Consider the following 13601-nt stretch of genomic DNA (forward strand, 5'->3'; position numbering starts at 1 on the left):
TTGTACTACTTGTATTGTTTATCAATATTTCAAAGAACTTGTCGCTTCCGTTTCAAAAGCGGGTGCAAAGGTAAGAGGTTTATTTTTAACTACCAAACTTTTTCGGAAGTTTTTTTTTCAGTTTTTCTTTTTATCCGTTTCTCAGACTCTCTATGCGAAAGGGAAAGAATAAATAGAAAGAAGAACAAGCAAAACACCTTTTCTTTGCGAATCGGACTGCAAAGATAAGAACTTTTTTATTTATATTCCAAAACTTTTCGGAAGTTTTTTTTGTTCTTGAGTCAAGCAGTCCTGCGCTTTGTCACTAAGTCATTTTCATCAAGGCTTTCTTCTCTCGGAAAGCGGGTGCAAAAGTACTCCCTTTCAGGATACAAAACAAATATATATCACTCTTTTTTCTGATTATTTTTTTATAATCTGACTAACTTGCTGATTGATAGGCTGCTTCAAGAACACCGCCGTTTCTATACAAGAAGCTACGAAGGGAAGAATACAAAACTATACACATTATTATATTTAAACGAGGGAGGAAAGCACTAAACAAAGAAACAAGTAATGCAGGCAGATTTATTCGGTACTAAAAAAAACAGGCCGGATATAAAAAGCGGGGAATTACCCATTCCGACATTTACATACCACCTACCCCTGAGGGGAATCATCCTTCCGGAAGGAGGAGAATAACGGATAATCGAAAAGACATGCTGTTCGTTCCACTACAGTGAACAGGACAGGACACTTCAGTGGAAAGAACCGGCCACCGGAGTGAAAAAGCCCGGGTACCGGAGTGGAACAAAAGAGAGGATAGGGGAAAAGCACAAGGAGAAAGACGTAATATTAAAAAAACATGAACATAGCATATGGTATTAAAGGGAAGACTGCAGAAAAAGAAGCATATGGCAGGAGAAAAATATGGAGTAGAGAGAAGAAAGAACAGGAAAGGGGGCTATGAGAAATAACTCAATTATGAGGGAAAAAAACAGAAAAACTATGAGAAATAACTCTGTTCCTTTTTATTTCTCATAAATTAATTAATTGAAAACAAATTAGTTATACAAAAAACATGAGAATATGAGATATGAAACTGAAAAATCTTTTCTGGTAGAAAACTAAGTTCAAGTTATTCAGCTTATAGATTTTAAGAGAGATGCCATCCCCCAAAAAAGATCTACCGTAAGGGACAGGAAGATACCTGCCTGAAGACATATAACAAATTATCTTCAGACAGGCAAACCACATCCCTACGGTAAAACATTACTTAGTTTTTTGACGTATCTCCCTGATTTATCTTATCAATGAAACAGGAAGAACTGCGGACGGGTATATAATTGGAACTCTTTTACTTTACCGGATAAGAATGAGCCTTCGCGCACTTTCACCCGGAAAGCAGTAACTTTATATATCTCCTGCATATCAATTATGATCTGATGCGGATGAGAAGCTTTCGCTGTCGGGGCCGTATGCCAGAAGGACGAAACATCTCCGTCGTATAAGTTCTCCCCTACTCCCAGATTCTGGTCCGCCAGTTCACTGTCTACATAGACAACTTTCCATTTCGTTTTATCAATCACCTGACCTTTATCATCCAGCAATTCCACTTCCGAGATACAAGCCTGATTGTCATCCGTATACGAGGAAAGAGTCTCGATGCAAAAATGACGGAAGGTTGCAGCAACAGGGAAATCGAACTGTTGCCACTCGTTCATTTCTTTCAAAGTAACTTTCAGAATGATATCCCCTTCGTCGAGCGTAGGAGTACCCGTAACCACACGAAGCTGTCCCTTCTGATAATTCTTGTCTACACCGAGGCTGTCGAGAATCGGTCGGTCCAGTCCTTGCAGAACACGGTTTCCGGTATCTTCCATTTCAAAAACGACAATCTCATTCTCCCCTTCTTTCAACCATGGGGCAGGCAGATATAAAGTCTGTTGAGGACCGATATTCCAAAAACGCCCGAGCGATTTACCATTTACCCAGACAGCCCCTTTCCCCCAACGGCTCATATCAACGAAACAGTCGCCTTTCTGCCGAACGGTAAATATTCCCTTATGGAAAGCAGGTTTTCCCTGGATACTTTCGCCAAAGTTCATTTCCGAAACTTTCTCTTTATAAAGCGGCAGAGGAGTGATAGACCAACCTGTCAACTTTTCATCTCCACACAGCACCTGGTTCGTAATTCCTTTCCGGTTGAACAAAATATCGGGACCATAATTAACACGTCCTGTATTTTCTACCAGTATCTCCAGGGTAGCAGGAGCTTTCTGTATATCCAGCATTACATTATTCTGATTGTAACGGCGATCCAGACTTGCCACTTGCTTTCCGTCAACCAGAATTACGGCATAATCACGCAAATCCTGTATAATCAGTTTCTGTTTGCCTGCCTTGTTTATGGTAGTCTGATAGTGTATGTAACCGAAGTCGACTCCCATATCTTCCATTGAAAGGACATTTTCCGATTCGGTAGTCTGGTGAAAAGCAGCCTGCAAAGGAGCACTTTCTTTCAGTTCAATCGTTGCGAAGGTTGTTGTCGGATTGTCGGCGGGAACCTCGGGCAATACGGTTCCATGAGGCAGATGCTTCTGAATGACTTCCCTGAAAGCATAATATTTCGGGTAACAGTTTCCCCATTCACCCAGAGGCGCGTCATAATCATAGCTGGTGGGCTGCGGACGATATCCTCCAGCCGTATTGGCACCATTCATGTACCAGAAATTTGTTCCTCCGTGGAACATATACATACTAACGGATACGCCTTGTCCCAACATCCAATCGAGTTGCTCGGCAGGGCGTTTATAGTCGACTGTCGAATGGCGCTGTCCCCACACATCGAACCAGGCCGGATAAAATTCCGCCACAAAATACGGACCGCCCGGATGATATTTATCGATGATCTTAAAGATATCTTCGCTGAACACTCCGTTCAATGTCGGCAATGCACCATCAATGTGTCCGGCCTCAACCTGCCCGCCACCGTCGCAAGTAAATAGCGGAACATTGAATCCGGCATCTTTTATCATATCGCGGAGAGCTGCCAGATATTCTTTATCCGCCGCATACGAACCGTACTCGTTTTCTACCTGCACCATTAATATGTTTCCGCCGTTATTGACCGTCAACGGGGCCAGTTGTTTGCCAAGCGCTTTTATATAACGTTCGCAATACTCCAGGAAGCGGGGATCTTTGCTGCGGTAGACCATGTCCTTTTCTTTCAACAACCAGGAAGGATAACCGCCGAAGTCCCACTCAGCACAAGCATACGGACCCGGACGGAGAATCACATACAAGCCTTCCTCCTGTGCCAGACGTACAAATTCGGCAACATCCGCCTGCCCGCTGAAATCAAACTCACCGGGCTGTCGTTCGTGAAAGTTCCAGAACACATAGACTGATATTGTATTCAATCCCATGGCACGTGCCCTTTTCAAACGGTCGCGCCAATATTCGTGAGGAATACGGGCGTAGTGCATCTCGCCACAAATCAACTGCACATCCTTACCGTCAACATTGAAAGTTCCGCCGTCTATCTTAATACGCTCTTTAGAGGAGCAAGCCAAAAACAGAAACGGCATGAGCAAACCAAGTATGAACTTATAAAGCCTTTGTCCTTTATTCATAATAGATGATTGTTATATTTTTATTTCTATACCTATTGTACAAATGCATGCCGGAATTTACTTACCTTATTCCAGCCTCCACGGGTAAAGTCGGGAACAGCCACCGGAGCCGAACCATTTTCCAAAGAGAGGCGAGTCAACTCAGCCATGCAACACCACTCAGCGAGATCATACACATCCATATCCAACGGTAATCCGTTGCGCAGACAATACACCAGACGATAATCCATGATATAATCCATACCACCATGGCCGCCTACCTTTTTGGCTGTTTCTTCCAGTTCCTGATGAATCGGATGCTTATATTTGTTCATCAATTCCCGTTTCACATCTTCGGGCAAAGAACCGTGCGCATTCAGGTTTTCATGGTTGGCAACAACATTCGTATCTACCTGTTCGGGGCGCAGGCAATATTCCTCCACCGGATATTTGCTGGCATATCCGTCAGTGCCGACCAGTTGATACATCCGGCTATACGGGCGTGGCGTCATTACGTTATGCTGGATGAGCATTGTCTTACCGTTTTCCGTACGAATGACAGTAGTTGTCTGGTCACCGTTCTGGAAATCTTTTACTTCTTCGCCCGTGGTTTTCCGGATATATGCCGGTCCGTTAACCGCCTTTGTATCCACAGCCACCAATGTCTTCATCCTGTCTCCCCGATGAATATTGAGTAGTTGGCAAGCCGGGCCAATGCCATGCGTCGCATAGACATCCCCACGATTGTTGCGATTATAATCCATACGCCAATTATTCCAGTAAGAAGACCAATAATCTTCCAAATTATGAATATAAGCGCCCTCAACGTGCAGAATCTCGCCGAAAACTCCTTGCTGTGCCATGTTCAATGTTGTCAGTTCAAAGAAATCATATACACAGTTTTCCAGTTGCATACAGTGTTTGCGGGTTCTTTCGGAAGTATTTATCAAACTCCAAATCTCCTCCAATGTCATGGCGGCGGGAACTTCGATAGCTACGTGTTTGCCATGTTCCATAGCATACACTCCCATTTCCGCATGGTGTTTCCAGTCAGTAGCCACATACACAAGGTCAATATCATCCCTTTCACACAACTGTTTCCAGGAGTTCTCATCACCGTAATAGGTCATAGCCTCCGGCAAACCGGCTTCCTTGAGAATGTTCTGGGCTTTTTCCACACATTCCTGACGTATATCACACAAAGCCTTGATTTGGATACCCGGAATATGTGTAAAACGGACAACAGCTCCCGGACCACGCATCCCCAGTCCGATAAATCCCACGCGTACCGTGTCCATCTTGGGAGTAGTTAGTTGAATGACGTCCTCCTGCCCTGAAGGACGTTCCGGAGTAGCCACCACAAGGGGATGCATGGTGCTTTTCTTCTGCCCGCAACCGGAAAAGCCTACAAGCAGAAGGGTAATCATTAAACTGATAAATATCCTGTTCATAACTTTCATTCTTTTTACATAAAACAATATTACCTGTCAGTGACCTTATTTACAATTTCTTCCAAAGACATTCGTGGCGCATCGTCCGCCATGTGCAAATTCTTTTCCACCCATTCGCGTTCCCAATGGAAATAATCGGGCGCTTTCGCTTCCTCTCCGCGAAGCAACGCACGCAAGTAATCGAAGTAAACGAGCCAACGCTCCTTATAATAGGTGTTCATCATGCCGGCCCATTCTTTATAGGCATAGTCATGCAAATTGTCTTCCGATGTCACATGTTCTCCCCAATAGGTAATAAGCATCATCAGGTTGTGGAAGTTGTTCTTTTTCTCTGCGGCCGTATTTCCTGCATCTTTGGCCTGTTGCTGCCAAGTGCTCAGACGGAAAAACGGGTCCTGTGCCAACAACTCATTTTCGGTATCGATCATCATCAGGAATTTGGAAACTTCCTGCTCAAATTTCTCAACTTTCTTCTCTTGATAGGCAGTTATCATATCATAGAACACCGAATCAGCTTCATTGGCAATGACTTGTCTCAGGAAGTGTATCAGATCAATGCGATAGGTACGAACCTCATTAAATTCCGGCATTGCCTTGGCAAAAAGGAACGCTGCTTTCTTGTAAAGATCTCTATCATACTTCTTAGCCAGTCTACCCCAAGAGGAAACCGATTTGAGTTCAAGTGCGGGACGTGCGCACAGGATGTTTTCGGGCGGTCCTTCCTGATAACCGACTTCACTGCTATAAATAGATTTCAACATCATCTTCCAGGCAGTCCGTATTTCATCGGTGATACGTCCGTAACGGGCTGTAACATAAGATTCTATCCATTGGTCTACATCCACCCGGTCTTTGTGCCACACCAGTTCAAGTAACAATTCATACGTAACAGGATTGTTGTTTATACCTTCGGGCAAGATACCTACCCCTTTCATATACTTCGCATATTCGCTATTCGAGGCACGGTAAACTTCATCGGCAAAACGTTGTAATTTTCCGTTGATACCGGGACGTTCGCCGAAGTTTGTAACAGTAGCCCAAATGAAAGGCGTTCCTTCGTAGCCTTTACGGGTTTCCCAATTATTGGTATTCTCCCCGAACAATTCCTGAACCAATACATAGCGTTTATCCAGCTTTTCCAGCAAACCCGGCTTCGGGTTGTCCTGCCAGCCTTGCAACACCCAGATAGATCCGGGAAAATGTTTCTGCATCGTTTTTTGTATAGCTCGTCCTGCATCTCCCAGCGCTACGCCGTCCGTAGCTCCTCCCTCATGAAAAGGGTCGCCGGAGAAGAAACGAATGTCCGAACCGTACAAACGGCGGGTTTCGTCATAAAAGATGGCTGCAACACGATCGAACTCTGGGTCCATAGGATCCAGAATATCCGGGCGAGTGAAAGCACCCCAAGTTCCTTGCGGAATGATATGCGCCTTACTCTTGTTTTTCAGGTTGCTCGGCACCATTCCGTAGAATCCGGGCATTAACGGCTCAATCCCCAATGACTTCATACGCTTCAGCATTTTCTGCACCAGTTTCTTCCGGCTGTCTATCTGTGACTGAGGCATAGGGCCACCCCAACCTTCGATATTTCCCATTAGCCACCAGGCATTATAAGCCGGTCCGGTGATAAAATCGGCAATCTCTTTTTCCGAGTAGTTCATCCGGCGGAGCGTGTTTTGCCATACAGCTTCCGAGCCGTTGGCTACAAGCATCAGGTTCACGCCGTTGAGTGCCATCCAGTCAAGTTCCCATTGCCAGTCGTCCCAGTCATAAAAGCTCATGGTATAATTGAAAGTACAGTAGTTCAGCGCATAGCGATATATAGATGTGGTTTTGACTGTTACAGGTTGTCCGATGACCGGAAGCTCAGTAACGGGGGCGAGCTGGTCACCTAGATGAGACATACTGCGGTGGCAATAATATTTCAGATACCAGTTGACACCGACTGCCGCCGCATTTGCTCCCGTGGCCTGTACCACCAATTTCTTGCCGACAGTCTGCAATATGAAACAATCACCGTCCGAAGACGCAATTTCCTTGAATTGAATATGTTTTCCCAGCCATGGGGCACGGCGGGACACAAGTTCGCGTACGCCATCGAACGTAGCGGCATAGCCAGTGCCTACTACACACAGCAGCACGAAAAGAACAGAAAAGAATTGTTTTAGTATTTTCATGGTTTGTATATTTAAACTAGTGAAAAGGCGGACACTTTATTGATCTGCACCTATGTTAATACGATGATTATCACAACGCTTATCGCCGTCAATGTCGAACATTCCCCGGACATAGCCCTGAAATATGAGTCCTGTCCCTATCGCCGGCGAAGAGGATTTCAAATGTAAGTCAGGTTGTTGTAGCCGGGTACTTTTCAATAGTGGATCTACATCGAACACTGATGTCTTATCACCACTTACAGCCTGCCAGGCGGAAAAGTCGGTGTACTCCTTACCATCCCATATCCATTTATGGTTCTTCTTCGTGGGTGAGAAATAGATATTGCCACCGATATAATTATTCTTTCCCGAAGTCGTGTATTTGCGGATAAAGATATCCCGGTCGGATACGGCATAGATGATATTATTGGCGATTACATTCCCTTCACACAACTCGGAAAGACGGATTTCCCCTTCGCTGCTGTTATCCCGATCATTCACTTTGAGATAATTGTTCGTGCCGTCCAGTTGGCCGCCTTTGAGGTTGTTATTGAACAGAGTGTTGTTCACAACATAACAGTTTTTGGTACTTAGTCCGTCGAAACCGAGATAAGCTCCCATATAGATACCGGTACGGAAGTTGTTGTACACAAAATTATCACGTACGATACAGTCCTTGGTCTGCAACTTGTAACTTTCACTGCAAAGCCCGATACCACGGTCACATTCGAAAACCTCATTCTGCTCTACAATCGTGTTTCCGTTGCCGCACAGGTATATACCGATCGCGCCGCCATTGGATACGGACTGGCTCCAATAGTCCTGCGATTTTTCGTGTGTACAACGGTATACTTTATTGCGACGCACTACCCCGTTGCGTGCATAATTGACCGAAATATCGCCTTTGGGGTTCAGATTATCTCCTCCCGCAATGATGATACCGATATTCTCCACATCGTGTACTTCATTGTCCTGAATGGTGAAGTCGACCACATTGCCTGCCAATGTAAAGGCTTCACTTGTGCCGCTATGAATTTCGAAGATTTCACACTTCTCTATCAGCAGGTTGCGAATTGGCGTGTTGTCATCCGTACCTAAGACCAGAATTGCGTGCGCGCTGCGCCAGTCACCTTTTGCGTCAACTAACGGGCAGTCATTCTTTATATCATATACTTTGCATCCCCGGAATGTTATGTTACCGGACGTTCCGGTTATATAAATTCCTTCCGGATCTGTGTTGTTCTCCGAATCGTGGGCATGGCAGATATGCAAGTTCTCAAATTGCATATAGTCTATATTATTGACCTGTACCAGTGCATTGCCCCATCCTTTGATATACAGGTCGGAACCGTCTATTTTAGCAGTTTCACCGGGATAACTTTTCAACGTTATCATCTTGCCGGGCTTTCCCGAACGTGTCGGAACGACAAACTCTCTGTATGATCCCTCCCGCAAGAAAACGGTATCGCCGGGATTGACACGCTGCAGTGCTGCGGCTATTGTTTTTAAAGGTTTTCTTTTACTTCCATTATTCGCATCATTACCAGTCGGAGCCACATACCAATGGGCAGAAGCAGCTCCGCATGCTAACAAGCTAAATAGAAGAAAGCTTATGAGCGAACAAAAACTTTTTCTCATTTCTATTTGGCTTTAATTGAATATCTTTGAATTTAATCTATAATCTGTTTTATTACTGATCGGCTCCTATGCTGATATTTGTTCCATTGTAACGTGCATTACCATCAATATCATAGCTACCTACGAAATAGGCGGCAATGAAATAACCGGCGTTCTTAGCGGGCGATCCTGATTGTAAGTGCAAATCAGGAGCGGATATGTCAAGGCGCACCAATTTCGGATCGACATTATAAAGCGAGTTCTCATCTCCGCTGGCTTTCTGCCATGAAGAGAAATTCGTATATTCTACACCATCCCAAAACCACTTGTGATTGGCAGAAGTCGGAGAATAATAGAGGTTGTAGCCGATTTTATTCTTGCTACCGGACCGGGTGTATTTACGGACAAAAATATCCCTATCGGTCACAGCATAAATGAGGTTGTTCATTATTGTATTATTAGTACAATTCTCGGCCAGGCGAATCTCACCCTCGCTATCCTTTTCATCATTGATATTTTCCGAATTATTGCTTCCGTTCAACGCACCGCCAACCAGATTATTGTGATAGAGCGTGTTATTTACAACATAACATCCGGACGTACCTCCTACCGTGTATCCGATATAATCGCCCAGGTAAATTCCCGTACGATAGTTGTTGTAAACAAAATTATTACGCACAATACAATCTTTGGTAGCCAGCACATTACTCTCGCTTACCAAACCGATAGCACGGTCACATTCCCACACGATATTTTGCTCGATAATAGTACTTGCACCTCCGCAAACATAGATTCCAATCGCCCCATAAGCGGCAGGATTATTATAAACACCTTCCCAAAAATCCTTTGAGACCTGATGAGAGCACCGATATACCTTGTTTCGTCTCACCACTCCGTTACGCGCATAATTTACGGATATATTACCACCTGCATTCAAGTTGTCTCCTCCGGCCACAATAATACCGATATTCTCGACATCATGTACTTCGCAATCCTGTATGGTAAAACCGTCAACATTCCCGGCAATAGTCAGCGTTTCACTGGTTCCGGTATGCATATCGTAGATTTCGCATTTTTCAATTGTCAGATTACGTATCGGTGTGCCGTTATCATCTCCTATGACTAGAAACGCATGCGCACTACGCCAGTCACCGTTGTTATGTCCTGCAAGACAAGTACTTTTTATATTATAAACCTTACAGTTACGGAAAGTGATGTCTCTTGACACTCCATTGATATATACCCCTTCCGGGTCGGTATTAACATCCGAATTCGTAGCATTGCAGATATGCAGGTTTTCAAAAGTCATATATTGGACACTTTTCAGTTGCACCAATGCACTGAACCAACCTTTGATCGTCATTCCGGTCCCATCAATCTTAGCAGTTTCGCCCGGATAACTTTTTAATGTTATCAGTTTACCTTTTTCCCCTGAACGAGTAGGAGTGACAAACTCATGGTATGCACCCTCCCGGAGAAAAATCGTATCACCGGGATTGACACGCAACAATGCCTTTGAAATACTTTTCAGAGGACTGTCCAAAGTACCACTGTTTCCATCGTTGCCTGTGGTAGCCACATACCAGCTTACCGGTTCATTGCCGGAAGGGTTATCAGGATTTTCCGGTTCATCCCCTCCATTTCCACCTTGTTCTTTTCCCGGTTCATCCGGTAGTTCCTTATCATCGTTGCCACACGCGCTAAGCCCGATGAACAAGGTAAGAGCCAATAGAATCATTTTCTTTCTCATTTGTACTTCTTTTAAATACCCTATTAAAAACTGAAAAACAGAAGAGGCGGCTTAAAGATGCAGAAGCACTCCTCCCCGCCTCATTCCCCCTTAATTATTCATAAACTATCTTCCTTATCACATTATTTTTCTTATCGTAGACATAAATCACACCATTTTTATCTACGGCAAGGTCCTGAGGTCCTGAGAAAGCGGCAGAGCCGGCATTAGCATCCACATATCCTGCCTGAGTGCCACCTGCAACCAAGCGTACCACTCTGTTTGTCATATCGAGCAGGCGAATACTTTGGTCAAGATTCTCTCCACCGTCCCACGCACCATTACCAGCTACGTAGATATCACCGTTCGAATCAATAGCCAAATCAGACGGGAATGTAAAGAGTGCATCCTCAAAAGATCCGTTCAGATAGCCCGATGTTCCTTTACCTATCAAATTCTCTGCTTCCCAAGTACCAGCTTTGAATTTTACAATGCCATTCAGAATCTGGTCGGCTGCATACAAATTACCTTCCTTATCCACAACAATCCCTCTAAAATTACCGGTAGTTATCTGGGTAGATCCCTCTGCCGTCCATTTGTAAATACCACTGCTGGACGATACAAAAATATCTCCATTGCGTTTATCTACGGTCAGGAACCAAGGTTCAAAGTCTGTTTCTCCAAGTGTAGTTGTCACTCCTTCAGGTGTTATTTTCCTGATTTTCCATTCGAACACATCGGTCAGAATTATATTTCCTTCCGCATCGCAATCCATTCCGTAAAGTCCGTTAAAGCGTGCCTGTACTCCTGTTCCGTCAATGCAACCTTTATTTCCGGCCAGTCCTGCCAAAGTCGTGACAGTTCCGTCAGGAGTAATCTTACGGACACAGTAGTTGACGCAGTCGCCTACATACACATTTCCGTCATCATCTACGCAAACAGAACCTTTCTTCCAGTCTTCTGCCGGCTCTGCTTTGGCAGCGTCAAAGAAAAACAGTGCCTCACTTCCAACTCCATCCTGATATCCCGGTTCGCCATTGGCACTACCTGCCAACGTAGTGACTACCGCAGAGAATGAATAAGTAAACTTCTCGATAGTACGAACGGGTTCCCGGTTGGCAATAGTAATAGTAAGCTCTCCGTCCCCCAATTTAGGAGGGACGATAGCCAGAATGTTGTTCATACTGCAATTAAGCACTTTCAAAGGAATGTTTCCTAAAGTTACCGAGATATCTTCCGGATTCTCAGAAAAATTCTTTCCGGTAATCAGAATTTCCGTTCCGGCACTACCGCTAGTCGGATAAAAACGATTCACAACTACCGGACTACCAGCATCGTGCCCGTCATCGTCTTTACAACTGCTAAATAGATTTACACTGCCTATCAGTAAAATCAAAATTATATATTGAATAGTGTTCAGTTTCATAAGACTTATCATTTTTCTACGGTTGTTATTTTCTTTACACAATTATTCCGCCGGTCTAATACATATACCGTACCGTCCTTATCGACACAGACAGAAGAAGGCGCACCAAAGGCGGCTGGCAGGCTTTCAAGCGCTGAATTGACACCTGCATAAGAAAGCACTTCAAAGCTGCTATCCGTATTTCCGGAAGTTCCGGAACCGGCAAATGTGGTAACCATTCCCGTTTTCTGGTCTATATACCGAATACTTTGGTCGGCACTAACTGTCGAAGCTTCTGCTGTACCATTACCTGCTACCAAGATATTACCGTCTGCCGTAACTGCTATTCCCCACGGAGAAGTAAAGGTCGCTTCATTAACCGGGCCATCAGCATATCCGCTTTTGCCGGTACCAGCTATTACAATAGGTGTATCCCAGCTATCCTTAACATATTTAATAATCTGGTTGGTTCCGACATTAGTAATATAGAGATCTCCTGTACTTTTATCTATATCCATGCCACCGGGATTTCCATCACCAGTAATTATTACAGTGCCATGACTACTTGGAGAACCACCGTAATCATCCAGATCTTTAAGAAGAATATCTCCATTTGCAGTCATACTGTAAAGACGATTGCTTGCCTCATCAATAGCCAGACTGACAGCTACCTGCCACCCTAGATAATGTGCTTTGCCATCGGGTTCAAAACGTACAGTTGCAGCCGTCCAGTCGTCACAAACATACATATTCCCTTTACTGTCAATCTTCAAGTCAGTAGGACGTACTACGGCATTATACGAACCTGCACCACCATTGTCAAAGCGCCAGTTAAGTCCCCAGTCAACATCATCTGCCGTTCCTGTACCCGCCATTTCCGTGACAGTACCGTCAGGAGCAATTTTACGTACGCGCAAATTACCTATATCCGTCAAATAAACATTTCCATTGTTATCGGTTGCGATACCACCCCGGCGGGGTTGCCCATCCATAATATTAAATTCGGAACTTCCCGGCAGAGTGGTAACTGTACGCTCGAACACGAGTTCTTTATATTCAAAATCTCCCGTAGTAAGAGTTCTTCCGTTAAAACTGATTACAATAGGATATGATCCGAAGTCTGTTTCCGGAATAGTCACCAGGAAATATCCTTCTTCAACTGTACAATCAGCAGCTAGCCCATTGTAGGTAGCGGACGGATTCTTGATTTCCGTCGGTAAGTTCTCTACATAGATACGTACTTTTGTCCCAACCTTTCCATAAGCAGGAGAGTAACCTGTAATGGCTGTTTTCTGAAAAATAAAGTTCACTTCCGATTGAGTTGTCTTCCCATTTGTCTTAATGACAATAGGAGCCGTTCCTATTGCTTCATTATCCGGAACTTCCACCAATAACTGCTCTTCATTGGAACGCAGAATAGATAATTGTACTTCATTAATACTCACACTGATAGAAGTTGCATCCAAAGGAAACTGTTCGCCGTTTATCAATAACTGCGTACCTCCTTTTCCTGTATTCGGAGCAAAATCATAGATAGAAAGTTCTCCGGCACGAGGTGACAACGACTTTTCATCATCGTCCGTACAGCCGGTGAAAATGGTTGCTGCCAAAATAACAACCATAGATATATAGTATGAAATTGTTTTCATT

The 13601-nt window shown here is 44.3% G+C and carries 7 protein-coding genes; all 7 read right to left on the minus strand.

What is annotated here, in order from left to right:
* Positions 1–1289: 1289 nt before the first annotated feature.
* The 7 genes from CGC64_RS01525 to CGC64_RS01555 all read right to left on the minus strand — a co-directional run bounded on the left by CGC64_RS01525 (position 1290) and on the right by CGC64_RS01555 (position 13600).
* Complete coding sequence (locus tag CGC64_RS01525; RefSeq protein ID WP_005675478.1) at positions 1290–3614, minus strand: beta-galactosidase; 2325 nt, start codon at positions 3612–3614, stop codon at positions 1290–1292.
* 32 nt (positions 3615–3646) lie between these two features.
* On the minus strand, positions 3647–4966 hold the full coding sequence (locus CGC64_RS01530; protein WP_373101771.1) for a Gfo/Idh/MocA family protein: 1320 nt from the start codon (positions 4964–4966) through the stop codon (positions 3647–3649).
* Positions 4967–5073: 107 nt separating this feature from the next.
* Positions 5074–7221, minus strand: coding sequence for an alpha-N-acetylglucosaminidase (locus CGC64_RS01535; RefSeq protein WP_005675475.1), 2148 nt, complete (start codon positions 7219–7221; stop codon positions 5074–5076).
* 36 nt (positions 7222–7257) lie between these two features.
* On the minus strand, positions 7258–8838 hold the full coding sequence (locus CGC64_RS01540) for a right-handed parallel beta-helix repeat-containing protein (RefSeq protein WP_005675474.1): 1581 nt from the start codon (positions 8836–8838) through the stop codon (positions 7258–7260).
* Between the two features lie 52 nt (positions 8839–8890).
* On the minus strand, positions 8891–10567 hold the full coding sequence (locus CGC64_RS01545) for a right-handed parallel beta-helix repeat-containing protein (RefSeq protein ID WP_005675473.1): 1677 nt from the start codon (positions 10565–10567) through the stop codon (positions 8891–8893).
* Positions 10568–10661: 94 nt separating this feature from the next.
* Complete coding sequence (locus CGC64_RS01550; RefSeq protein ID WP_022042961.1) at positions 10662–11972, minus strand: IPT/TIG domain-containing protein; 1311 nt, start codon at positions 11970–11972, stop codon at positions 10662–10664.
* An 8-nt stretch (positions 11973–11980) separates the two neighbouring features.
* Positions 11981–13600 (minus strand): IPT/TIG domain-containing protein, encoded by a 1620-nt coding sequence (locus tag CGC64_RS01555; RefSeq protein ID WP_032854954.1) that lies wholly within the window; start codon positions 13598–13600, stop codon positions 11981–11983.
* Position 13601 lies beyond the last annotated feature (1 nt).

It is taken from the genome of Bacteroides caccae (assembly GCF_002222615.2).
Lineage (GTDB): Bacteria > Bacteroidota > Bacteroidia > Bacteroidales > Bacteroidaceae > Bacteroides > Bacteroides caccae.